General features: G+C 63.4%; 22 protein-coding genes and 1 pseudogene. 12 read left to right on the forward strand and 11 right to left on the reverse strand.

From position 1 onward, the window contains the following. Positions 1-22: 22 nt before the first annotated feature. Positions 23-1,015 (reverse strand): FecR domain-containing protein, encoded by a 993-nt coding sequence (locus ACQ4W4_RS06145; RefSeq protein WP_436541218.1) that lies wholly within the window; start codon positions 1,013-1,015, stop codon positions 23-25. After that, positions 1,012-1,521, reverse strand: coding sequence for a sigma-70 family RNA polymerase sigma factor (locus ACQ4W4_RS06150; protein ID WP_436541219.1), 510 nt, complete (start codon positions 1,519-1,521; stop codon positions 1,012-1,014). Before ACQ4W4_RS06150 ends, ACQ4W4_RS06145 begins: the two co-directional genes overlap by 4 nt. A 238-nt stretch (positions 1,522-1,759) precedes the next feature. Between ACQ4W4_RS06150 and ffh the strand changes: the two genes are divergently transcribed. Then, positions 1,760-3,127 (forward strand): signal recognition particle protein, encoded by a 1,368-nt coding sequence (gene ffh / locus ACQ4W4_RS06155; protein WP_034746567.1) that lies wholly within the window; start codon positions 1,760-1,762, stop codon positions 3,125-3,127. Positions 3,128-3,562: 435 nt separating this feature from the next. Next, the gene (locus tag ACQ4W4_RS06160) at positions 3,563-3,958 is read left to right on the forward strand and encodes an SWIB/MDM2 domain-containing protein (protein ID WP_071650146.1); all 396 of its coding nucleotides are present in this window, start codon (positions 3,563-3,565) and stop codon (positions 3,956-3,958) included. Between the two features lie 144 nt (positions 3,959-4,102). Here ACQ4W4_RS06160 and ACQ4W4_RS06165 read toward each other — a convergent pair whose 3' ends face one another. Together ACQ4W4_RS06165 and ACQ4W4_RS06170 are read right to left on the reverse strand one after the other, a co-directional pair. Next, positions 4,103-4,720 carry a lytic transglycosylase domain-containing protein gene (locus ACQ4W4_RS06165; RefSeq protein WP_436541220.1) on the reverse strand — a complete coding sequence of 206 codons (618 nt, stop codon included), beginning with the start codon at positions 4,718-4,720 and terminating at the stop codon, positions 4,103-4,105. Next, entirely contained in the window at positions 4,717-6,456 is a 1,740-nt protein-coding gene (locus ACQ4W4_RS06170) for a proline--tRNA ligase (protein ID WP_436541221.1), read from the reverse strand. Before ACQ4W4_RS06170 ends, ACQ4W4_RS06165 begins: the two co-directional genes overlap by 4 nt. Before the next feature lie 203 nt (positions 6,457-6,659). On the opposite strand from ACQ4W4_RS06170, the gene ACQ4W4_RS06175 reads away from it, so the two are divergent. Next, positions 6,660-7,292, forward strand: a complete 633-nt coding sequence (locus tag ACQ4W4_RS06175; RefSeq protein ID WP_076566319.1) for an RNA pyrophosphohydrolase — start codon at positions 6,660-6,662, stop codon at positions 7,290-7,292. A gap of 101 nt (positions 7,293-7,393) precedes the next feature. Here the strand turns inward: ACQ4W4_RS06175 and mqo are convergent, their stop codons facing one another. Continuing rightward, positions 7,394-8,992, reverse strand: a complete 1,599-nt coding sequence (mqo, locus tag ACQ4W4_RS06180) for a malate dehydrogenase (quinone) (protein WP_436541222.1) — start codon at positions 8,990-8,992, stop codon at positions 7,394-7,396. Continuing rightward, complete coding sequence (locus ACQ4W4_RS06185; RefSeq protein WP_409027832.1) at positions 8,985-9,131, reverse strand: hypothetical protein; 147 nt, start codon at positions 9,129-9,131, stop codon at positions 8,985-8,987. Before ACQ4W4_RS06185 ends, mqo begins: the two co-directional genes overlap by 8 nt. 304 nt (positions 9,132-9,435) lie before the next feature. Between ACQ4W4_RS06185 and ACQ4W4_RS06190 the strand changes: the two genes are divergently transcribed. Next, entirely contained in the window at positions 9,436-9,858 is a 423-nt protein-coding gene (locus ACQ4W4_RS06190) for a DUF1841 family protein (RefSeq protein WP_070218599.1), read from the forward strand. 149 nt (positions 9,859-10,007) lie between these two features. Here the strand turns inward: ACQ4W4_RS06190 and ACQ4W4_RS06195 are convergent, their stop codons facing one another. Genes ACQ4W4_RS06195 through nirK form a run of 3 tightly spaced genes read right to left on the reverse strand, consistent with a single transcriptional unit; the run spans position 10,008 to position 14,489 of the window. After that, a complete protein-coding gene (locus ACQ4W4_RS06195; RefSeq protein WP_436541223.1) occupies positions 10,008-12,293 on the reverse strand; it encodes a nitric-oxide reductase large subunit in 2,286 nt (761 codons plus the stop codon). 14 nt (positions 12,294-12,307) lie between these two features. Further along, the gene (ytfE, locus tag ACQ4W4_RS06200; RefSeq protein ID WP_326457682.1) at positions 12,308-12,985 is read right to left on the reverse strand and encodes an iron-sulfur cluster repair protein YtfE; all 678 of its coding nucleotides are present in this window, start codon (positions 12,983-12,985) and stop codon (positions 12,308-12,310) included. A 31-nt stretch (positions 12,986-13,016) separates the two neighbouring features. Further along, positions 13,017-14,489: a copper-containing nitrite reductase gene (gene nirK, locus ACQ4W4_RS06205; RefSeq protein ID WP_436541224.1), complete on the reverse strand. Its 1,473-nt coding sequence runs from the start codon at positions 14,487-14,489 to the stop codon at positions 13,017-13,019. 150 nt (positions 14,490-14,639) lie between these two features. Here nirK and norR point away from each other — a divergent pair, with 150 nt between their 5' ends. Beyond that, entirely contained in the window at positions 14,640-16,193 is a 1,554-nt protein-coding gene (gene norR / locus ACQ4W4_RS06210; protein WP_436541225.1) for a nitric oxide reductase transcriptional regulator NorR, read from the forward strand. A 13-nt stretch (positions 16,194-16,206) separates the two neighbouring features. Here norR and ACQ4W4_RS06215 read toward each other — a convergent pair whose 3' ends face one another. Together ACQ4W4_RS06215 and ACQ4W4_RS06220 are read right to left on the reverse strand one after the other, a co-directional pair. Continuing rightward, positions 16,207-16,548, reverse strand: coding sequence for a c-type cytochrome (locus tag ACQ4W4_RS06215; RefSeq protein WP_215409088.1), 342 nt, complete (start codon positions 16,546-16,548; stop codon positions 16,207-16,209). Between the two features lie 14 nt (positions 16,549-16,562). Continuing rightward, positions 16,563-16,892 carry a c-type cytochrome gene (locus ACQ4W4_RS06220; protein ID WP_092796428.1) on the reverse strand — a complete coding sequence of 110 codons (330 nt, stop codon included), beginning with the start codon at positions 16,890-16,892 and terminating at the stop codon, positions 16,563-16,565. Positions 16,893-17,125: 233 nt separating this feature from the next. Here ACQ4W4_RS06220 and ACQ4W4_RS06225 point away from each other — a divergent pair, with 233 nt between their 5' ends. From ACQ4W4_RS06225 to ACQ4W4_RS06255, 7 genes and pseudogenes are all read left to right on the forward strand, one after another. Continuing rightward, positions 17,126-17,995, forward strand: coding sequence for an AAA family ATPase (locus ACQ4W4_RS06225; protein ID WP_034746522.1), 870 nt, complete (start codon positions 17,126-17,128; stop codon positions 17,993-17,995). Between the two features lie 9 nt (positions 17,996-18,004). After that, entirely contained in the window at positions 18,005-18,643 is a 639-nt protein-coding gene (locus tag ACQ4W4_RS06230; protein WP_436541226.1) for a GNAT family N-acetyltransferase, read from the forward strand. Continuing rightward, positions 18,637-19,806 carry a vWA domain-containing protein gene (locus ACQ4W4_RS06235; RefSeq protein ID WP_436541227.1) on the forward strand — a complete coding sequence of 390 codons (1,170 nt, stop codon included), beginning with the start codon at positions 18,637-18,639 and terminating at the stop codon, positions 19,804-19,806. Before ACQ4W4_RS06230 ends, ACQ4W4_RS06235 begins: the two co-directional genes overlap by 7 nt. Before the next feature lie 313 nt (positions 19,807-20,119). Next, the gene (locus tag ACQ4W4_RS06240) at positions 20,120-21,307 is read left to right on the forward strand and encodes a cation:proton antiporter (RefSeq protein WP_436541228.1); all 1,188 of its coding nucleotides are present in this window, start codon (positions 20,120-20,122) and stop codon (positions 21,305-21,307) included. Further along, a complete protein-coding gene (locus tag ACQ4W4_RS06245; protein WP_219327933.1) occupies positions 21,308-22,438 on the forward strand; it encodes a YbdK family carboxylate-amine ligase in 1,131 nt (376 codons plus the stop codon). Positions 22,439-22,658: 220 nt separating this feature from the next. Beyond that, a pseudogene (locus ACQ4W4_RS06250) lies at positions 22,659-23,141 on the forward strand (sigma-70 family RNA polymerase sigma factor); the annotation flags it as partial. Positions 23,142-23,195: 54 nt separating this feature from the next. Then, complete coding sequence (locus ACQ4W4_RS06255) at positions 23,196-23,975, forward strand: FecR family protein (protein ID WP_436541543.1); 780 nt, start codon at positions 23,196-23,198, stop codon at positions 23,973-23,975. Positions 23,976-24,009: the final 34 nt, after the last annotated feature.

Below are 24,009 nucleotides of genomic sequence, written 5' to 3' on the forward strand. Positions count from 1 at the left end.
GGGCAATTTTTTTTGTGGGGTACTACGGCGCCGGTTCGACCGTCACCCAGTACCGCGTGCGGCTGCGCACCTGCACCGGCAGCGAGTTGGGCAGCATGTTCAAAATGCGCTGGGTGTCGGCCAGCGGGAACACGCCCGACAGGCGCAACTGGGCCACTGCCGGCGCGCAGTCGATCACGCCGGGGCGGTAGCGGGCCAGGTCGGCCAGAAAATCGCCCAGGGTCACGTCATCGACGATCAGCTGCCCGCGCGACCAGGCATGCGCATGCGCAGCGATGGCGTGCGGCGCGTCCAGTGTCTGACGGGAAAATGCCACGCCGCGCCCGGCCGCCAGCAACAACGGTGGACCGGCACTGTCGCGGGGATGGATTTCAACGGCGCTTTCAAACACGTCCACCGTGCTGAAGTCATCCTGCTGGCGCACGGCAAAGCGCGTGCCCAGCGCACGCACCCGGCCTTCGCGCGTGGCCACCACCAAAGGCGCGCCGCTGCCGGCGCCGTGGCCGCTGACGACGAGGATCTCGCCGGCCAGCAGCTCGATCAGGCGGCGGTTGGCGTCGAAACGCACGTTGACGGCCGATCCCGTATTCAGACTGAGCACGCTGCCATCGTCCAGCGCCACCTCGCGCCGCTCGCCCGTGGCCGTGCGGTAGTCGGCACGCAGGGCGCGCACGCCGTCCCACGCCCCCGTCTGCGCGGCCAGCATGCCGCCGCCGGCCGCCACGCCCAGCCACGCCAGCACTTGGCGCCGCTTGCCGTTGACGGCTTTCCGCTCTGTGCCGGCCAGCGCCTGCGCGGCCGCGCCGCGGTGCAAGCCGTTGAAGCGCCGCGACACCGCCTCGATATGCCGCCAGGCCCGTTCATGTTCCGGATCGGCCCCGCGCCAGCGCTGCCAGGCGGCGTGCTGCGCTTCGCTGACCTCGCTGGACATCAGCACGGTCAGCCACTCGGCCGCCTGCTGCTGCACGTCCTCGCGGATGGCTGGCGGTGCCGCCGGCTCTGCCGCCGTGCTCATGCCGGCAGCGAGAAAAACACCTGACGGTTGGCGCGCGTCAGGTATTGCTTGACCGAACTGGCCGACACGTTCAGGCGCGCGGCGATCTCGGCATAGCTGAGGCCTTCCAGCTGCGCCAGCAAGAACGCCGTGCGCACGGGCGCGGGCAAGCCGTCGAGGGCCTGGTCGATTTCCTGCAAGGCTTCCAGCGCCAGCAGCCGTTCTTCGGGCGCCGGCGCCACCTCGGGCGGCAGGCAGGCGAGCGCCTCCAGATACGCGTCTTCCAGCACTTGCCGGCGGTAGCGGTGCGCCACCAGGCGCCGCGCGATGGTGGCGAGAAAAGGCCGCGCTTCGCGGATCTGCGGCGCGGCATCGGCCGTCAGCACGCTGATGAAAGTGTCTTGCGCCAGGTCCGCCGCCTCGCCCGCATTGCCCAGCTTATGCCGCAGCCAGCCCTGCAGCCAGCCGTGATGGCTGCTGTAGAGCGCGTGCAGGTCTTGTTGCTGTGCAAAATCGGCGGCCGGCATGGCATCCCTTTCCGCTCAGGCGTGCGTCACCCGAGAATGTAAATAAGAATTATTCTCATTCTAACCGCGCAATGCCTTTGATGCAATCGCGGCATTGGCAGAAATACCAACTAATTCAAAAGGCGGCCAACCGCCAGGCGCTGCAGCGCAGGACCGCCAGCCAACCGCGATAAGGTAAAATGACGCCCATCGTCCGGCTTTCGCCGCCCACTCCCAAGCTTTTCATTGCAGGTTCATCATGTTAGATAATCTCACCCAACGGCTTGCCAAAGTCGTCAAGACCATGCGCGGCGAGGCGCGCCTGACCGAAGCGAACACCGCCGACATGCTGCGCGAAGTGCGCCTGGCGCTGCTCGAAGCCGACGTCGCCCTGCCCGCCGTGCGCGAATTCATCGCCAAAGTCAAAGAAAAAGCCATGGGCGAGGATGTCATTTCCTCGCTGACGCCAGGCCAGGCCCTCGTTGGCGTGGTGCAGCGCGAGCTGGCCGCCCTGATGGGCGCCGACCTGGGGCCGGAAGCGTCGCAGATCAGCTTTGCGCAGCAGCCGCCCGCCATCATCCTGATGGCCGGTCTGCAGGGTGTGGGTAAAACCACCACCGTCGGCAAGCTGGCGAAGTACCTGAAGGAAGAAAAGAAGAAGAAAGTGCTGACCGTCTCGGCCGACGTGTACCGTCCCGCCGCGATCGCCCAGCTGCAATCGGTCACCGCCCAGGTAGGCGCCGACTTCTTCCCGTCCACCAGCACGGACAAGCCGGTCGATATCGCCCTGGCCGCGCTGGACTGGGCGAAAAAGCACTACCACGACGTGCTGATCATCGATACGGCGGGCCGTCTCGGTATCGACGAAGAGATGATGCGCGAAATTGCCGCCGTCCATGGCGCCGTGAAACCGATCGAAACCCTGTTTGTCGTCGACGCCATGCTGGGCCAGGACGCCATCAACACGGCCAAGGCCTTCAACGATGCGCTGCCTCTGACGGGTATCGTGCTGACCAAGCTCGACGGTGACGCGCGCGGCGGTGCGGCCCTGTCCGTGCGCCATATCACGGGTAAACCGATCAAGTTTGCCGGCGTGTCGGAAAAACTCGATGGCCTGGAAGCGTTCGACCCGACCCGCATGGCCAACCGCATCCTGGGCATGGGCGACATCCTCGCGCTGGTGGAAGAGGCGCGCAAGGGCGTCGACAGCAAGGCGGCGGCCGACCTGGCGCAAAAGATCAAGGTCGGCGGCAAGTTCGACATGAACGACTTCAAGGCGCAACTGGGCCAGATGAAGAAAATGGGCGGCATGGCCAACCTGATGGACAAGCTGCCGGCCCAGTTCCAGCAGGCGGCAGGCGGCAAGAACATGGATCAGGCCGATAAACAGGTGCGCCGCATGTGCGGCATCATCGATTCGATGACGCCGCAGGAACGCGCCAAGCCTGAACTGATCAAGGCCACGCGCAAGCGCCGCATCGCCGCCGGCGCCGGCGTGCAGGTGCAGGAAGTGAACCGCATGCTGACGCAATTCGAGCAAATGCAGACGATGATGAAGAAATTGTCGGGCGGCGGCATGATGAAGATGATGCGCAGTATGAAGGGCATGATGCCTGGCATGAGGTAGTGGAAGGCTTCAACATCCGCTGCGCGGTGGTCTTTGCGGCCGGCGATGCTCACCGTACTAAAGTACGGTTGCGCTTCTCGGCCACTAATACCATCCGCTCGCTGTGATTTTGAAGGCCTTCATTAAGCCGCGTGTCAAAACTCGATAGGCTAAAAACATCGTTCTAAATAATGCCGGATTGCATTTTCATGTGTCCGGCATCACGCTTCCCTCCCCCCGCAGTGCCCCTCCCCGCATAGCCAGCAAGCATGCCCTTTACGGGCAAAAACACCGTTCTGCGCTCCCAAGCGGTGCGCCCGGGCGACAGCATTGCCATTTCCCTGCTTTTTCCTCGTGAAAACGTGAAAAACACTTGCATACAAGGTAAATCCACACCAATATTAGCCGTGCGATTAATTGCGCAATTTCCCATGTGTTTGTTAAGGAGGCTCGAAGATGGCAACAGCCAAAAAAACCCCAGTAGCAGCGCCAGCCAAAGCAGCAGCAGCCAAGCCTGCAGCAGCCAAGAAAGCAGCACCCGCAGCCAAGGCAGCAGCTAAACCAGCAGCGGCGAAGAAAGCGGCAGCACCGGCAACACCACGCAAGCCAAACGCAGCATTCATGAAAGCAATGACGCCATCGAAAGATCTGGCCGCCGTTGTTGGCGCAGCACCACTGCCGCGCACGGAAGTGACCAAAAAGGTATGGGATTACATCAAAAAACTCGATCTGCAAGATCCGGCCAACCGCCGCATGATCAATGCGGACGACAAGCTGAAAGCCGTTTTCGGCGGCAAAGCCCAAGTCTCCATGTTTGAAATGACGAAACTGATCTCCGATCATTTGAAATAAATCAGATACGCGCCGGCTTCAACAGCCGAGTGAGTGCCCCGTCGCATCACTGCGAGCGGGGCATTTTTTTTGGGGTCAGCCCCTCAATGCCGCCAACTCAGGGGCTTGCGCTAACGGTCGAGGGGGGGGGGCTGACCCCGGCCCTCATTTGAATTCCCACTGCCGCCACGCCGCCCGCACGGCATTCGGATACTCGGCCCTGCCCCGGCTGCCGTTATACCGCCCCAGCGCCAGATACAAATCGCCTCGCTCCATATCCAGATACATGCGCAAAATCGCGCAGCCGTAGCGCAGATTCGTCTGCATGTGAAACAGCTTGCTGCGGTCGTGGTCGCCGATGACGCCCGTCCAGAACGGCATCACCTGCATGTAGCCGCGCGCGCCGGCCAGCGAGACCGCGTATTTGCGATAGGCGGATTCGACCTGGATCAGGCCCAGCACCAGGGCCGGCTCCAGACCCGCGCGGCGCGATTCGTACCAGACGGTTTCCAGGAATTCCGTGCGCAGCTGGGCGTCCGGCAGCTTGCGCTGCAGGCGTTGCGACATCTGCGCCAGCCATTGCTGGTAGCGCTGCAAGTCGGCGGAAGTGGCAAATTTGGGCTGCGGCGGGCGTTCGTCGCGGATCGCATGCGACAGGGCCAGGCGGACAGAGTCGGCCAGCGCCTCCTCTTTCTGGTTGCCGGCCTGCGCCAGGGGAGCGCAGGCCAGGCAGGCGGCCAGCGCGAGCGCGCCGGCCGTCTTGCTTACGGATAGGCGCTTCACTGCGCCATTTTGCCCTGGATGAAGGCGACGATCTCGTCCGGCGCCACGCCGGTCGCTTCCGCATCGCGGCGGCCCTGGTATTCCAGCTTGCCTTCTTTCAGGCCGCGCTCGCCGATGACGATGCGGTGCGGCACGCCAATCAGTTCCCAGTCAGCAAACATGGCGCCTGGACGCAAGCCGCGGTCGTCGACGATGACATCGACGCCAGCGCCTTGCAGTGCCGCGTACAGCTTCTCCGTCTCTTCCTTGACCAGTTCGCTGCGGTCCATGCCCATCGGGCACAGCACGACCTCGAATGGCGCGATCGAGGCGGGCCAGATGATGCCCTTGTCATCGAAGTTCTGTTCGATGGCGGCGCCCAGGATGCGCGTCACGCCGATGCCGTAGCACCCCATCTGCAGCGGCGCAGGCTTGCCGTTTTCGTCGAGGAAGGTGGCTTTCATGCTTTCCGAGTACGCCGTACCGAGCTGGAACACGTGGCCCACCTCGATGCCGCGCTCGATGGCGAGCGTGCCCTGGCCGTCCGGCGAGGCGTCGCCGGCGACGACATTGCGCAAGTCGGCCACGATGGCAGGCTCGGCCATGTCACGGCCCCAGTTGGCGCCCGTGTAGTGGAAACCGGCGTCATTCGCGCCGCAGACAAAGTCGCTCATGTGGGCGACCGTGCGGTCCGCCACCACGGTGACGGGTGCCTTCGTGCCGATCGGGCCCAGGTAGCCGGGAATCGTGCCGTAGACTTCCAGGATTTCCGCTTCCGTCGAGAAACGGTGACCGGCCAGGCCGGCAACCTTGCCCACCTTGATCTCGTTGAGCTCATGGTCGCCGCGCAGCAGCAGCATGAAATGCTGTTTCGTGACTTTCTCGTCCTTGCCCGTCGTTTCCACCGTCAGGGCGATGGTTTTCACGGTTTGCGACAGATCGATACCCAGCAGGGCGGCCACGGTTTCGCACTTGACGGTGTCCGGCGTGGCCGTTTTCGTCAGCGCCTGGCTTGCTGCCGGACGCTCGCCCGCTGGCGGCAGCGCTTCGGCCGCTTCCATGTTGGCGGCGTAGTCGGAGGTCGGGCAGTACACGAGCGCGTCCTCACCCGTGTGGGCGATGACGTGGAATTCATGCGAGCCGGAGCCGCCGATGGCGCCGTTGTCGGCCGCCACGGCGCGGAATTGCAGGCCGAAACGCGTGAAGATGCGTGTGTAGGCGTCAAACATGATCTTGTACGACGCCTGCATGCCGGCCAGGTCGCGGTCGAACGAGTAGGCGTCCTTCATGGTGAATTCGCGGCCGCGCATCAGGCCGAAGCGTGGGCGGCGCTCGTCGCGGAACTTGGTCTGGATGTGATAAAAGTTCAGCGGCAACTGGCGGTAGGACTTGATTTCCGTGCGCACGACGTCCGTGATCACTTCTTCCGATGTCGGCTGGATCGCGTATTCGCGGCCGTGGCGGTCTTTCACGCGCATCAGTTCGTCGCCCATCTTGGTCCAGCGGCCCGTCTCCTGCCACAGTTCGGCTGGCTGCACGAGCGGCATCAGCAGTTCGATCGCGGCGGCTTTGTTCATCTCGTCACGGATGATGGCTTCCACCTTGCGGATCACGCGCAAGCCCATCGGCATGTAGGTATAGATGCCGGAACCGAGGCGTTTGATCATGCCTGCACGCATCATCAATTGGTGGCTGACGATTTCCGCGTCAGAAGGTGCATCTTTAAGTGTGGAAATAAAAAAACGGGAGGCGCGCATAACGGTGAATTCTTTTTAAAAAGAGAGGGTTATAATCAACCTAATTTTAAAGGATTAGCTGGCTGATGCGTCCATACTTTACACAAATGCGCTCAATTGGTGCGATTCCGGCGCTTTTCGCACCCCGAAAAGGTCACCGGCTTGCGAAGTTGTGGGTAATTATGTAAAAAGGACGCTCTGTCGCAGAAAGTTTGAGGTGCATTATGCTCGACCGTGAAGGGTTTCGGCCCAACGTCGGCATCATCCTGCTAAACGCCCAGAACGAGGTGTGGTGGGGCAAGCGGGTGCGCGAGCACTCATGGCAGTTTCCGCAAGGCGGTATCAAATATGGCGAAACACCGGAACAAGCCATGTTTCGCGAACTTGAAGAGGAAATCGGACTCAGACAGGAACACGTCAAAATTGTCGGCCGCACCCGCGACTGGCTGCGCTATGAAGTGCCAGACCACTTCATCAAGCGCGAGATTCGCGGCCATTACCGTGGCCAGAAGCAGATTTGGTTTCTGCTGAGAATGTGCGCGCGCGATAACGACGTCAATCTGCGCCTGACCGACCATCCCGAGTTCGACGCCTGGCGCTGGCATGAATACTGGGTCCCGCTCGATGTCGTCATTGAATTTAAACGCGATGTGTACCAGCGCGCCTTGCAGGAGCTGTCCCGCTTCCTGACCTGGCCCGTGCATGGCAACGCACAGCAAGCGCACCGCCACACGTCGCGCTACCTGCGCCAGCCCCATGCGCCACGGGCTCAGGACGGCGCGGCACTGGCCAAGCCTTGCGACGGCATCGCCGCCGAAGGGTGTACGCCGGAGCTGATTCTGCCGGGCAAGGGGTAGTCCGCCGCAATGAACGCACTCTCCCACGCAAAAGGGGCAGCCTGAACAGGCTGCCCCTTTTTTTCATGCCGCCAGGAAACTCCCCTGCCGGTCAGGCTGATTTAATTTGCCGCCGGCGCCGGCGCGGCGCTTGGCACATCGAGCGTGATGGCTTTCAGACCCAGGATATTGCTGCTGTAGTGGCGGATCTTGTTGGCCAGGGCCGGGTCGTTGTTCAGCTTTTGGCCATACGACGGCACCATTTCCACCATCTTCGCCTGCCATTCCGGCGTGGCCAGGCGGCTCTTGAATGCCGTTTGCAGCACCTTGATCATGATCGGCGGCGCGGTCGAGGCGCCTGGCGAAGCGCCCAGCAGGGCAACGATGCTGCCATCGGCGGCGCCGACGACTTCCGTGCCGAACTGCAGCAAGCCGCCTTTGACTGGGTCATCCCTGACGATCTGCACGCGCTGGCCCGCGTTTTGCAGGGTCCAGTCTTCCATCTTGGCGTTCGGCAAGTACTCGCGCAGGGTTTTCAGGCGGTCTTCCGGCGTGTTCATGACCTGTTCCACCAGATATTTCGTCAGCGGAATATTGTCGTAACCTGCTTGCAGCATCGGTTTCACATTGCCCGTGCCGATCGAGGCAGGCAAGTCGATCCACGAACCGTTTTTCAGGAACTTCGTCGAGAAGGTGGCGAATGGGCCAAACAGCAGGGCTTTCTTGCCATCGATGATGCGCGTGTCCAGGTGCGGCACGGACATCGGCGGCGAACCGACGGACGCCTTGCCATACACCTTGGCCGCATGCGCCGCCACCAGTTCCGGATTGGTGGTGACCAGCCATTGGCCGCCCACCGGCACGCCGCCGTAGCCCTTGGCTTCAGGAATGCCCGATTTTTCCAGCAGCGGCAACGAACCGCCGCCGGCGCCGATGAAGACGAACTTGGCGCGCATGGTCTTTTCCGTGCCCGCGTTCAAATCTTTCACCGTCACGTTCCACACGCCGTCGGCGCCGCGCTGGATGTCTTCCACCTGGTGGCGCAGGTGCAGGACCATGCCATGGCTATCCGTCAGGTATTTCACGAGACCGCGCGTGAGGTTGCCGAAATTGACGTCGGTACCGATATCCATGCGCGTCGCGGCCACTTTCTGGCCCTTGTCGCGGCCTTGCATGACCAACGGCGCCCATTGCGCGATCTGCGTCTGGTCTTCCGAGTACAGCATGCCCTTGAACAGGTTTTCCTTTTGCAGCGCGGCGTAGCGCTTCTTCAAAAAGGCAATATTGTCGTCGCCCCAGACAAAGGCCATGTGCGGCACATTGTTGATGAAGGTCTGCGGTGCGCCCAGGTGCTTGTTGGCGACCTGATAGGCCCAGAATTGCTTGGAAATCTCGAATTGCTCATTGATGGCAACGGCTTTCTTGGTCTCGATGCTGCCATCGGCCGCTTCCGGCGTGTAGTTCAGTTCGGCAAACGCCGAGTGGCCCGTGCCCGCGTTATTCATCGCGTCCGAGCTTTCGGCGGCCACGGAATCGAGGCGCTCGACCATTTCCATCGTCAGCGACGGATCGAGTTCCTTGAGCATGCTGCCCAGGGTGGCGCTCATGGTGCCGGCGCCGATCAGCAGCACGTCGACCGGTTTTTCGGACGAGGCCGGAGGGGTCTTGTCACATGCCGCCAGGATCAGGCACGACATCAAAAGTAATAGCGATTTACGCATACGTAACTCCGTTTATGAATACTGAAGGATGATTCTTGCGCGCCACCGTGGCGGCACCATCGCTGTGTTGAATGAAAAACAGCCGGCCAGCCGGAACGCCAGGGCGGCCGGACAGGTCAAGGTTGATGGTGATAGGCATGCTGCCGCGCTCCGGGATAAGCCAGGAGCAAGATCTGGTGGCAAAGGTGCGGGCAATGGAAGCACGGAATGGCAACAAAATCGCCATCGTGTCCAGAGCAAATATCAAGAGCGGCGATTTTATCACCGTTATTTGGCGCCGCCGGGCTGCGGCGGTAGTGGATAATACTTACTCCAGGGTATTAAATTGCGGTGACTATCGGGTCATGCACGCGGAAGCCGGACGGCAAAAAGGGCATCCCCGATGCCCTTTGCGTATCTACGCGGTACAATGCCGGCTGCCCTTTAGCCATAGTCCTTCAGCCATGTTCAACCCCTCTTCCGACGATGTGCGCCGCTTCTTTTGCGACACCTTGCGCAAGCACCGCGCCCATGAGATCCTCACGCCGATGGAAGCCATCGCGCTCGACTGGATCCTCGAACATCCCGAGTATGAAAACGAGCTCTCCGATGTCGAAGCGGCGCTGGCGCGCGACTATTCCGTCGAAGGGGGACAAGCCAACCCGTTCCTGCACCTGTCCATGCATCTGTCGATCACGGAGCAGGTGCAGGTGGACCAGCCGCGCGGCATCCGCCCGGCCGTCCAGCAACTGACCCAGCGCCTCGATTCGGCCCATGCGGCCCAGCACGAAGTGATGGAATGCCTGGGCCAGATGATCTGGGCGTCCCAGCGCTCGGGCTTGCCGCCCGATACGGATGCGTATATCGACTGCGTGCGCCGCCGGTAGGAACACCTGTCAAAACCTGTTGCGCGTCGCGCTTTGCGGCCTGCGATGCCCACCGGCTCGGCGCCCCCGTACTAAAGTACGGTTGCGCTTCTTAGCCACAAATCGCTGCCGCTCGCTACGGTTTTGCCAGGTGTTGTGCCAGTACTACCTCACATCGGTTTTACTGCCTCCTTCATGCGCTGCGGCAAGGCCTGTGCAGGCCCTCTTACAATCAATCCCAGCACCACCTGCAGCGCCATGGCGACCGCGCCGACGATGAAGACCACGTCGCCGAAGGTGCGTATCCAGCGCAGGTTCTGCAGCAGCGGCTGCTGCATGAAGCCTTCGCTGCGCGCATACCACAGGCCCTCCGTCACGCTGGCGTGGAACTGGATGATGCCGATCGGCAGCAAGCTGGTGAAGATCATCAGCGCCAGTCCCGCGTTCAAGCCCCAGAACGCCGTCTTCATCAACGCAGGGCTGAAGCGGTAGTCGGGCCGCAGGTAGCGCAGCACCAGCAAGGTAAAGCCCAGCGCCAGGAAGCCGTACACGCCGAACAGCGCCGCATGCGCATGCACGGGGGTCGTGTTGAGACCCTGGATGTAGTACAGCGCCACGGGCGGGTTGATCATGAAGCCCAGCACGCCCGCGCCCAGCATGTTCCAGAAGGCGACGGCGACAAAGCACATCAGGGGCCAACGCAACTGCTCCATCCACGGCGCGCGCTCCTTCAGGCGCCAGTTTTCCCACGCTTCATGCCCCAGCACGATCAGCGGCACCACTTCGAGCGCACTGAAGCTCGCGCCGATGGCCATCACGGGCGTGGTGGTGCCGGCAAAGTACAGGTGGTGGAAGGTGCCGGGTATGCCGCCGAGCATGAACAGCGAGGCCGACGCCAGGCTGGCCGTCGTGGCCATGCGCACCGACACCAGGCCCAGGGTCGAGAAGATGAAGGCCAGCGCCGTGGTGGCGAACACTTCAAAGAAACCTTCCACCCACAGGTGCACCACCCACCAGCGCCAGTATTCCATCACCGACAGGTGCGTGCGTTCGCCGTAGAACAGGCCGGCGCCATAGAACAGCCCGATGGCGCCCACGGACGCGGTCAGCAGCGCCAGCAGGTTCTTGTCGCCGCCCGGCTGGCGCAGGGCCGGCACCACGCCGCGCAGCATCAGCACGAGCCACAGCAGGATGCCGACGAATTTGCCAATTTGCCACAGGCGTCCCAGATCCACATATTCATAGCCCTGGTGGCCAAGCCAGAAATTCCATTCGGGCGGCATCACTTGCGCAATGGCCAGGTAGTTACCGATGAAGGAACCGACCACCACGGCGACCAGCGCCCAGAACAGCACGTCGACACCGAGGCGCTGCCACTTGGGGTCCTTGCCGCCATTGATCAGCGGCGCGAGGAACAGGCCGGCGGCCAGGAAGCCCGTGGCGATCCAGAACAGCGCGGCCTGGATATGCCAGGTGCGCGTGAGCGCATACGGGAACCAGCGCGACACGTCGATGCCGTAGAACTGCTGCCCCTCCACCGTGTAGTGCGCCGTGAAGCCGCCGATGAAGACCTGGAAGATGAACAGCGCCACCACCAGGAACAGGTACTTGCCCAGTCCGCGCTGCGAAGGCGTCAGCGCGAACGTGGTGAGCGGATCGCGCGCACCGGCGGCCGGCAGCGCTTCGTCGTGGTCGCGCAAGAAGGCCCAGCCCCAGACGAGGAAGCCCACGCCGGCCAGCAGCACCACCACGCTGGCGACCGACCAGACGAGGTTTTCGCCGCTGGGCTGGTTGCCGATCAGCGGTTCGTGCGGCCAGTTGTTCGTATACGTCACTTTCTGGCCCGGACGTTCGGTGGCGGCGGCCCACGCCGTCCAGAAGAAGAACCGCGTCATCTGCGCGCGCCGCTCGGCGCTGGGCAGGGTGTTTTCCTTCATGGCGAAATGCTCCCGGCTGGCGTGCAGCGCAGGCGCGTCGGAGAACAGCTGGTCGTAATAGTGCGCCGTGTTGGCGATGGCTTGCACGCGGCGCGCCGACAGGCGCAGCACTTGCGCATCGTCGACCCGGTTGGCGCGGTATTCCAGCTTGAGCGCTTCGCGCAGCGCCGCCTGCGCGGGGCCGTCGAGCGCCGCGTACGCCTTGCCATGCTGTTCCTGCGCGGCCAGTTCCAGCCAGGCCGTCAGTTCGCGATGCAGCCAGTCGGCCGTCCAGTCGGGCGCCTGGTAGGCGCCGTGGCCCCAAATGGAGCCCAGCTGCATGCCGCCGACGGATTGCCAGGCCGTCTGGCCGTCGAGGATGCCCTCGCGGTCGAACAGCTGACGGCCGTCCTGCGCCAGCACTTGCGCGGGAATGGGCGGCGCCTGCCGGTACACTTCCGTGCCGTAGTAGCCGAGCAGCGAAAACGTCACGATCAGCACACCGATCAGGGTGAACCAGAGTTTTTTGTAGGGACCCATGGGTCTTTCCTTTGTCAGTGCACCGCAGCCGGCGCAAAGCGCTCGAACAGGATATTGTTTTCAGTATGGATGTGCGCCATCAGGTCTTCGCGGAAGGTGCGCAAGCCCGTGTACAGCGCACGCCAGGTGGTGCAGGCGCCGCCAGGTGCGGTGATATCGTTCGTCATTGCCTCCATGGCGCGCAAGGCTACGCCATGGTCGTCATGCTCCATGCGCATGACGTTGATGGGCGCGCCGGCTCGCGGCCCCTGCCCGCGCACGATCATGGGGAACAGCACGTCTTCTTCCTTGCGCATATGGCTTTCCAGTTCCTGAGCCATGGCCGACAGGTGTTCCGCCAGCCCGTGCGGACAGTCGGCGCGGTCGCCATGCACCTGCTCGACCTTGCGCGCCAGGCGTATCAGCTCGGGCAGCTGCTCGCGGTGCACGGCGTGGTAGCGCGCCAGGATATGTTCCACCAGTTCGGTGGCCGAGGCGTCCTGCCAGTCACGCTCGCCGCTGGCATCTGCGCGTCCGGCCAGCACTTGCAGTTCCTCGACGATGGGCGCCGTGTCCACGCCGGCCGCTTCGGCCGCCGCGCGCAGGGTCTTGTTGCCGCCGCAGCAGAAATCGAGGCGGTGCGCATCGAACAGGCGCGTGGCGCCAGGGATGCGGCGGGCCAGCTGGCCCAGAGATTGTTCGATCAGTTCCATAGATGCTCCTTGAGGATGAATGGGGGGTGTTTTATTGGACTGCGCCCGCGTGGTAGACGCCGGGCACGGGGTCGCCCGTCACTTCCAGCACGCCCACGGCACCCTTGCCGGCGCGCGACAGCGCATGGTCGACCAGCAGATAGCTGCCGGGGTGCTGTACCTTGAGTTCGACGATGGTGGCGCCGCCCGGTGCGACGAGCGTCGTTTGCACGTCGTTTTTCGGGCTGCTGATCGAGCCTTCGCTGTACACCTTGTCGAAGATCTCGCCGATGATGTGGAACGATGAAATCTTGTTCGGGCCGCCGACGCCGAAATAGATGCGCACCGTCTCGCCGACTTTGGCCTGCAATTTGTGCGTCTTGCTCAGGGCGCCCACTTCGCCGTTGAAGACGTAGTAGTCGGGCAGTTCATTGGCCATTTTTTCCAGGTTCGGTTCCTGGTGCACGGGCGCGCCGTGCGGACGGCCCGTGTACATCTCGCCCTGCATCACGTAGTACTCGCGGTCGACTTTTGACAGGCCGCCTTCGGGTTCGACCAGGATCATGCCGTACATGCCGGCCGCGATATGCTGCGGCACGAGCGGCGTGGCGCAGTGGTAGACGAACAGGCCCGGATTGAGCGCCTTGAAGGTCACCGTTTTTTCCTGCCCCGGCGCCACCTGCGTGTGCTGTCCGCCGCCATGGCCGCCCGTCACGGCGTGCAGGTCGATCGAATGGATCATCTTGCTGTCCTTGGCATTGAACAGGGTCAGTTCCACCGTGTCGCCCACTTTGGCGCGCAGCATCGGGCCCGGTACTTGCCGGTTGAAGGTCCAATACGTAAAACTGGTGCCGTCATCGAGCTTGCCCGGCAGTTCCACCGTCTCCATGCGGTATTTCAGGGTTTGCGGCGCGCGCGCGCCGATGGCGGAAGGTACGTGCGCCGGATTGGCGGCCACGCTGACGGCCGAGGGATCGGGGCCGCGCATCGGCGACGGCGCAGGCGTGTACAGGGCTAGCGCGGCCGCCTGGCTCGACTCGCCGGCTGCGCTGGCAGGCGCCGCCGTCTCGGCCAGCGAGGTGCCAGTCACTTCCAGCTTGCCTTCCATGCCGATCTGGCGGTGGCCGGGAATCGAGCAGTAATAGGTGAACGTGCCGGCGCGCGTGACCTTGAAACGCACGGTGGTGCTGCCGCTATTGGCGCTGAACTTGGCGGACGCCACGTTCAGTTCAGGGATCAGCAGGTCGTGCTCGGCGCCTTCGCCGCTTTTCAGCACAAGTTCGACCGTGTCGCCCACCTTGGCCGCCAGCACGGGGTTGACCTGGCCCTTGGCATCGATGAATACCATCTTGCCGTCGACGATATTGGTTTGCAGTTCATAGCGCTTGAGCGCGGCGGCGGCGGCAGGTTTGGCCGCAGTGGCGGCGGCGCCGGCCGGCAGGCTCGCCTGGGCTTGCACGGACAGAGGGAATGCCAGGACGCAGACGGCGGCGGCAATGGCGCGGAGGGAGGGAGTCGTTTTCATCAGGCTTTCCTTGGTCTTGTATGCCGGTTCGGCCCCCTTACCTAGGCAATCCGTGTGCCAGGAAAAACTTGTTTTAAATCAACGATTTGAAAAATGCAGGGTCGTAATGACCCTTGTTTGTCGTGGTTCGTTGTACCCTGCATGGTACTTATGACCACCACCGCCATCCACCTGCTGCTGCTCACCGACCTGGTCGCCGACTTGCCCGTGGCCGTGCGCCTGCAGCGCCTGGTGGGCAGCCTGCGCGCGCACTTCGGCTGCGAGGCCGTGGCCTTGCTCAAGCTCGACGGCGAGCACCTGCGCCCCGTGGCGATGGCCGGCCTGGCCAGCGATGCGCTGGGACGCCGCTTCGCCGTCGCCGACCATCCGCGCCTGGCCGCCATCCTGCAGCGGCGCGGCGTGCTGTGCTTCCATCACGACAGCTCCCTGCCCGATCCCTACGATGGCCTGATCGCCGAGCGGGCCGGCGAACCGCTGCCCGTGCACGACTGCATGGGCATGGCGCTGGACCTGGAGGGCGAACGCTGGGGCGTGATCACGCTCGACGCGCTGCGGGTGGGCACCTTCGATACGCAGGCCCAGCGCGACCTCGGCGAGCTGGCCTGCGCCATCGAGGCGGCCGTGCGCGTGACCCGTCTGGAGAGCGAAATCCGCGCCCTGCGCCTGTCGGGCGGCGCCATGCTGGCCGATGCGCAGGCGCCGCGCGAGGAACACGATTTCGTCGGCCAGAGCAGCGCCATCACGCACTTGCTGCACGAATTGCAGGTGGTAGCCGATTCCGAACTGCCCGTGCTGCTGCTGGGAGAGACGGGCGTGGGCAAGGAATTGTGCGCGCACCGCCTGCACCGGCTGTCGCGCCGCGCGGGCAAGCCATTGATCCACGTCAATTGCGCGGCCTTGCCGGAATCGCTGGCCGAGAGCGAATTGTTCGGCCATGTGCGCGGTGCGTTTTCCGGCGCCGTCAGCGACCGGCCCGGCCGTTTCGAGGCGGCCGAGGGGGGCACCCTGTTTCTCGATGAAGTGGGGGAATTGCCGCTGTCGATACAGGCCAAGCTGCTGCGCACCTTGCAAAATGGCGAAATCCAGCGCCTGGGCGCGGACCGGCCGCGCCGGGTCAACGTGCGCGTGATCGCCGCCACCAACCGCAGCCTGCGCGAGCATGTGCGCGACGGCTCGTTCCGCGCCGACCTGTATCACCGTTTATCCGTGTATCCCGTGCCGATTCCGCCGCTGCGCGAGCGGGGCAATGACGTGCTGCTGCTGGCGGGCGGTTTCCTGGAACTGAACCGCGCGCGCCTGGGCTTGCGCAGCCTGCGCCTGTCGGCCGCGGCGGAAAACGCGCTGTGCCACTACCGCTGGCCGGGCAACGTGCGCGAACTGGAACATGTGATCAGCCGGGCCGCGCTGAAAGCCGTGATCCGCGGCGCGGACCGCAAGGACATCGTGACCCTGGAAACGGATATGCTCGACCTCGATGCGCTGGAAGCGCCGGCCGGCGCGGACGCGCCGCCGCCTGCGCCGGCCGCGTGCGGCATGCCGGCGGCGCCGCTGTCCATGCATCAGATCGTGGAAGCGAGCCAGCGCCAGGCCATCCGGCAAGCGCTGGTGCTGCATCAGGATAACTGGGCCGCCGCGGCGCGCCAGCTGGGGCTGGACGCCAGCAATTTACATAAGCTGGCGCGCCGGGTCGGCTTGAAAGCCTGACCCGGGCTAAAACTCAGCGGTGAATGACCAGGGTGGTCGGCAGGCTGTGCAGGTAGGCGGCCAGGTCCTTGATGTCCTGGTTGCTCAGCGGTTTCACCTGGCCCGTCATGATGGCGTTGTTGCGGCCGTTGGCCTTGTCGCCCCGTTTGTACGCCGTCAAAGCGTGTTCCAGGTAGTCCTTGTGCTGGCCCGCCAGTTTCGGGTACGACGGGTCGATGGGCGAACCGTAATCCTTGCCGTGGCAGGTGGCGCAGCTGTATTTTTCGGCCAGGGCCTTGCCCGTGTTGATATTGCCGGCGGCGCTGGCGGACAACGAGACGGTGGCGCAAACGAGGGCGGCGAGTAGTGTTTTCATCATCTGGCTGGTCCTCAGTTCGGCTTGGCTTGTTGCGCATAGTACGCGGCGACATCGGCGATATCCTGGTCCGACAGGCTGCTGGCGATGCCCTTCATGCTGGGGTGCTTGCGGTCGCCCTTCTTGTAGGCTTGCAGCGCATTCTCGATATATTTCGCCGGCTGGCCGCCGATCATCGGCACCTGGAACACTTCGGGGAAGGTCGCCTTGTAACCGGGAATGCCATGGCAGCCGATACACATTTCCACCTTGGCAGTCGCTGCCTTGGCGTTTCCTACAATGTCAGCCGCTGTGACGGCATTTGCTATGCCGGCAAGCACGAGAAGTGCAAATATTTTTTTCATAGTGGCAATGTGAACAAAGGTAATCGGAGAAACGCCAGAGCTGGTTTTTATTGATTTTATGTGTTGACAATTAAGGTTGACAATTAATCTGCTGCTTGCCGATTCTAGCCAAGATATTCTTGCAAGTCCACCTATAAAACCCGCATTGTAGGCAGGCAGGCACAGGCCGTCCGCGTGACGCCGCGCCACAGTTCTGTTTATACTCACCATTTCCCCACTTTGGCAGACCGCTCATGCAAGCACAGCACACCCAGCAAGGCCAACGCTTCGAAGGTTCCGACAGCTATGTCGCCACCGCCGACCTGAAACTGGCCGTGAATGCGGCGCTGACCCTGCAGCGCCCGCTGCTGATCAAGGGCGAACCAGGCACGGGCAAGACCATGCTGGCCGAGGAAGTGGCCGCCGCGCTGAACATGCCGCTGATGCAATGGCATATCAAATCGACCACCAAGGCGCAGCAGGGCCTGTACGAATATGACGCCGTGTCGCGCCTGCGCGACTCGCAGCTGGGCGACGAGCGCGTGCGCGACATCCAGAACTACATCGTCAAGGGCGTGCTGTGGCAGGCGTTCACGGCGCCCGAACCGGTGGTGCTCTTGATCGACGAGATCGACAAGGCCGACATCGAATTCCCGAACGACCTGCTGCGCGAACTGGACCGCATGGAATTCTATGTGTACGAAACGCGCGAAATGGTCACGGCGCGCCACCGCCCGCTCGTCATCATCACCTCGAACAACGAGAAGGAGTTGCCGGATGCCTTCCTGCGCCGCTGCTTCTTCCACTACATCAAATTCCCGGACAAGGATACGATGGAGCAGATCGTCGCCGTCCACTACCCGCACCTGAAGCAGGAATTGCTGGCGCAGGCGCTGCAAACCTTCTATGAAGTGCGCGACGTGCCGGGCTTGAAGAAAAAACCGTCGACGTCGGAATTTCTCGACTGGCTGAAACTCCTGCTGGCCGAGGACATCCCGGCCGAAGCGCTGCGCAGCAAGGACAACAAGGCCGTCGTGCCGCCACTGCACGGCGCGCTGCTGAAAAACGAGCAGGACGTGCACCTGTTCGAGCGTCTGATGTTCATGTCGCGCACCAACCGCTAAGGAGCGCCGGTGAACGACATCAGCCCGGACAAGGTCTTCGTCCCCCTGGAACTGCACGGCATCCGTCTCGAAGCGCTGGCGCCGCACCACGCGCCCGGCTTGCGCGCGGCGGCCATGGATGGGGAACTGTGGAATCTGCGCGTCACCTCCGTGCCCGAGCCGGACCAGGTGGACCAGTACATTTTCAAGGGCATCGAGATGCGCCCCACGCGCTTCGCCTTTGCCGTCATCGACGTGGCCAGCGGCGAGGTGCTCGGCACCACCAGCTACCACGACGTGGTGCCCGAGATCAAACGCCTGGAAATCGGCTACACCTGGTATGCGAAGCGCTGCCAGCGCAGCCACGTCAACACTACCTGCAAATTGCTGCTGCTGGCGCACGCTTTCGACACGCTCGGCTGCGCGCTGGTGGGCCTGCGCACCGACAATTTCAACCACGCCTCGCAGGCGGCCATCGAACGCCTGGGCGCGAAAAAGGACGGCGTGCTGCGCCACCACGCGCTGCGCCGCGACGGCACCGTGCGCGACACGGTCATGTACAGCATCACGCGCGGCGAGTGGCCGGAAATTGCCGCCCACCTGCGCTACAAGCTGGCGCAGCGTCCCATCGCCGCACTGCCCCGCGCGGGAGAGCGGGCGCCATGCTGATCGATTTCTTCTTCACGCTCAAGGATGCGAAGATTCCCGTCTCGATCAAGGAATTCCTGACCCTACTTGAGGCGCTGCAAAAGAACGTCATCGACGCCTCGATGGACGATTTTTACTATCTGGCGCGCCTGACCCTGGTCAAGGATGAAGCCCATTTCGACAAGTTCGACCGCGCCTTTGCCCAGTACTTCAAGGGCGTCAATGCGGCTTTCGACACGAATGCGGCCATTCCCCTCGACTGGCTGCTCAAACGCATGCAGCGCGAGCTGTCCGAGGAGCAGAAGGCGCAGCTGGAAAAATTCGGCTACGACAAGCTGATGGACCGCCTGAACGAGCTGCTGAAAGAGCAGAAGGAGCGCCACGAGGGCGGCAGCAAGTGGATCGGCACGGGCGGCACCTCGCCGTTCGGCAATGGCGGCACGAATCCGGAAGGCATCCGCATCGGCGGCAAGGGCGGCAACCGCACGGCCGTGAAGGTGTGGGAAGCGCGCAGCTACAAGGATTACGATGGCGAGCGCGAACTGGGTACGCGCAACATCAAGGTGGCCTTGCGCCGCCTGCGCAAGTTCGCGCGCGAAGGCGCGGAAGACGAGCTGGCGCTGGACGCCACCATCGCCGCCACGGCCAACAACGCGGGCTACCTCGACATCAGGATGCGGCCCGAGCGCAAGAACCGCATCAAGGTGCTGATGCTGCTCGATGTGGGCGGCAGCATGGACGACCATATCGAGCGCACCGAGGAACTGTTCTCGGCCGCGAAGACGGAATTCAAGAACATGGAGTTCTTTTACTTCCATAACTGCGTCTACGACTACCTGTGGAAGAACAACCGGCGCCGCAACGCCGAGCGTTTTCCCACCTGGGACGTGCTGCGCAAGTACCCGCCCGACACCAAACTGATTTTCGTCGGCGACGCCACCATGAGCCCCTACGAAATCCTGCAGCCGGGCGGCAGCGTCGAATACAACAACGAGGAAGCGGGATCGGCGTGGCTGGCACGCTTTACCCAGGCGTTCCCGAAATTCATCTGGCTCAATCCCGAGTCGGAAGGATTGTGGCAGTACCGCCAGTCGATCGGCGTGATGCGCCAGTTGATGAACAACCGCATGTTCCCCCTGTCGATCGACGGGCTGGAACGGGGCATGCGTCTGCTCAGTAAATAAAAGCACGCAACAAAAAGTCCATGGCGGCATGGGGCCGCCATGCCGTACACTGCGACACGGCACTACCGTGCGGAGCATCTCCGCCACGGGCGGGTACCATACGCCGATACCAGCCCTGCCCCACCCTGCTGCATCCCGTGCGCGGCCGCCATGGTCGCGACACTGTTCGATTGCGCACATCGTGCGCGCCTTCTGCTCCGGTAGAATCGGCGCAGCGCTCTGCGCAAACCATGCACCATCGCTGCACCACGCCCTTGCCGCGCCAGCCCCCGTGCTGCCGGCCGGTGCCAGCGCCATTTTCAAAGGAATGAGCATGCAAAGTCTGATCTCGATCGCCGCCGACCTGTCCTGGCCGTTCGCCATCACCCTGGCCTGGGTGGTGGGCGAATTCGGCCACCGCTGGACGGGCCTGCCGCGCATCAGTTTTTACGGCGTGATCGGTTTCGTCCTCGCGCAGACGCAGGTAGGCATCCTGCCGCAGACGGACGCCGGCCCCATGCTGGTGCTGGCCGACGTGGCCTTCGGCCTGATCCTGTTCGAGGTGGGCTACCGCATCAACCTGCGCTGGCTGAAGAACAATCCGTGGATCGCCGTCACGGGCCTGGTCGAATCCCTGCTGACCTTTGCCGTTGTCTACTTCATCGGCATCGAATTCGGCAGCACCTCGATGACGGCGCTGCTGCTGGCATCGCTGGCCATGTCCACCTCGCCGGCCACCATCATGCGCGTCATCAACGAGGAACGCAGCTCGGGCCAGGTGACGGAACGCATCGTCCACCTCACCGCCCTCAATTGCGTGCTGGCCGTCTTCACGTTCAATATCATCGTCGGCTTCTGGATGTTCCAGAGCTCCACCGACCTGATCCAGGCGAGCAGCAGCAGCGCCGCCGTGCTGGCCGCCTCCGTGGCCGCCGGCACCGTCTTCGGCATCGTCGTGCCGGCCATGCTGCGCCGCCTGGGCAACATGGCGCAGGACGCCACCGTGGCCTTCGCGCTGTCGGTGATGCTGCTCGTCGCCCTGACCTACACCACCAGCCTGTCGCCGCTGCTGGCCACCCTCACCTTCGGCCTGGTGGCGCGCCACCGCAGGGTCGCCTTCAGCCAGGCGCAGCGCAATTTCGGCGCCATGGGCGAGCTGCTGACGGTGCTGCTGTTCGTGTATGCCGCCTCGACCCTGGAATGGGCCAGCGTGACGGCCGGCGCGGGACTGGCCCTGGCCGTCGTCGGCGGACGATTGCTGACGAAGGTCGCCGGCGTGGCCGCGTTTTCGCATGTGAGCGGCATTTCCTGGCGCAAGGGCGTGCTGACGGGGGTGGCCCTGACACCCGTCTCCGTCTTCATCATCCTGCTGCTCGAACACGCGCGCCAGCATGGCGTGAACTTCGGCGACGAATTGAACGCCCTGGCCGCCATCACCCTGGGCCTGGAACTGATCGGACCCGTGCTGGTGCAGCGCGTACTGATGCTGGCCAAAGAAACCCACGAAATCAAGGAGCGCTAAATGCCGCTGGAACCCTTTGGCCAATCGGCCGCGCTGACCTTCGGCGTCGAACTCGAACTGCAACTGGTGAACCTGTCGGACTATGACCTGACGGCCGCCAGCCCCGACCTGCTGCATTTGCTGAATAAAAAGCCGTTTCCCGGCAACGTCACGCCGGAAATCACCGAGAGCATGATCGAGATCAACTCGAGCGTGCACACGCATCATGGTCCCCTGCTGGAGCAGTTGCAGGAAATCCGCGACACCTTGATCACGGCCGGCGACAAGCTCAATATCGGCATCGCGGGCGGCGGCACGCACCCGTTCCAGCAATGGTCGTCGCAAAAGATCTTTTCCAAGCCCCGCTTCCAGGAGATTTCGGAACTGTACGGCTACCTGGCCAAGCAGTTCACCATCTTCGGCCAGCACGTGCACATCGGCTGCGCCTCGGGCGACGACGCCATGTTCCTGCTGCATTCGCTGAACCGCTACATCCCCCATTTCATCGCCCTGTCGGCTTCCTCGCCCTATGTGCAGGGCCGCGATACCCTGTTCGATTCGGCCCGGTTGAACTCCGTGTTCGCGTTTCCCATGAGCGGACGCGCGCCGTTTACGCTGAGCTGGGACCAGTTCTCCAACGAGTACTTCGCCAAGATGGAGAACACGGGCATCATCAAGAGCATGAAGGATTTTTACTGGGATATCCGTCCCAAGCCGGAATTCGGCACCATCGAACTGCGCGTGTGCGACACGCCGCTGACGGTGGAGCGGGCCGCCGCGCTGGCCGCCTATCTGCAGGCGCTGTGCCGCTACCTGCTCGAACGCAAGGAGGTGCCGCCGGTAGAAGACGATTACCTCGTCTATAACTACAACCGCTTCCAGGCCTGCCGCTTCGGCCTCGATGGCGCCATCACGCATCCGAAAACCTACGAAACGATGTCGCTGCGCGAAGACATCATGACCACGCTGCGCAAGATGGAGCCGCACGCCGAGGCGCTGGGCAGCACGCCGGCCCTGAAACACCTGTCGGACGTGGCCAAGCAGTGGAGCGACGCGCAATACCTGCGCAAGCAGCACAGTCTGCAGGGCAGCGCCGAGGGCATGGTCGATTCGGCGATCCGCTGCTTCCGTGGCGAGCCCATGAACTACTGACGTTACGCTGCCTGGCAACGTAGGTCGGATTAGCCCGTCGGGCGTAATCCGACTGGCGCTGCCAACCATGTTGTCGGATTACGGTCCTTCGGACCTAATCCGACCTACCGTTCGCCAACCAAAAAACCACACCGCGCCTCCCCCTCATTTACAACCCCTTCTCCTGCTTGCTACAATGAGAATGATTCTTATTATTGTTTAAAAATGCAAAGGGAATGCGATGCCGCTGGCAGAGCCGCTACAACGCCAGGACATCGCGACACTGTATGCCGACCACCACGGCTGGCTGCAGGGCTGGCTGCGTAAAAAACTCGGCAGCACGGCGTGCGCGGCCGATGTGGCGCACGATACTTTCATGCGCCTGCTCGACCGCGAAGACGCCGTCGCCGCGCGCGAGCCGCGCGCCTTGCTCGCCACCGTCGCGCAGCGCGTGCTGTTCAACCATTACCGCCGCCAGAAACTCGAACAGGCGTACCTCGACGTGCTGGCGCAGCTGCCGTCCCTGCATGCGCCCTCGCCCGAGGAACGCGCGCTGCTGCTGGCCACCGTGTTTGAACTGGACCGCATGCTCGACGGCCTGCCGCCTCCCGTCAAACGGGCTTTTTTACTGCGCCAGCTCGACGAACTGCCGCAGGAAGATATCGCGCGCCAGCTCGGCATCTCGCTGGCTACCGTGAAACGCCATCTGCAGCGGGCCGGCAGCGCCACGCAGGCATGGCAGCAGCTGCAAACGCAGCATGAACACCTGCCGCCCGCCATGCATGCGACCCTGCTGCGCGCCTGCGTGCAAGCCAACGCCCCGCGCCGCCATGCCGTCAAGACGCTGGCCCTGCTGCTGGCCTGCGGCGCCTCGCTGTATGCGTTCGAACGCCGCAGCCCATGGCGCGGCTGGACGGCCGATTACCGCACGGGCATCAACCAGCGCCGCGTGGTGACCTTGAACGATGGCACGCAGCTCACGCTCAACACCGACAGCGCCGTGAATATCGCTTTCGACGGCGCGCAGCGCCGCATCGACCTGCTGGCCGGCGAAATTTTCATCGCCACCGGCAAGGATGCGGCGCAGCGCCCGTTCTTCGTCGGCACGCCGCACGGCAGCCTGCAGGCGCTGGGCACGCGTTTCACCGTGCGCCTGCACGATGGCTATGCCAGCGCCGGCGTGCTTGAAGGGGCCGTCGCCGTGCTGGGCGGTGACGGCAGCCAGCGCCTGCTGCTGCGTCCCGGCGAAGGCGCCCATTTCGACAGTGACGGTTATCACCGCCATGCCCTGGCGCCGTATGGCGGCGCCAGGCTAAATGGCATGCTGGTGGCGCGCGACATGCGCCTGGCAGATTTCCTCGCCGAGCTGTCGCGCTACAGCGACCATCCGCTGGGCTGCACGCCCGCCGTCGCCGGTTTGCGCGTGTCCGGTTCCTACCCGCTGGCCGACGTCGATGCCATCGTCGATGCCGTCAGCGCCAGCCAGCAATTGCGGCGCAATACCATCACGCGCTTCTGGGGCCATCAGGTGGTGCGCATCGAACTGGCGGCCCGCTGAAAAATATTTTCTGCAAAGTGAGCTGTTTTACCGT

The organism is Janthinobacterium glycogeni (genome assembly GCF_051380725.1).
Lineage (GTDB): Bacteria > Pseudomonadota > Gammaproteobacteria > Burkholderiales > Burkholderiaceae_D > Janthinobacterium.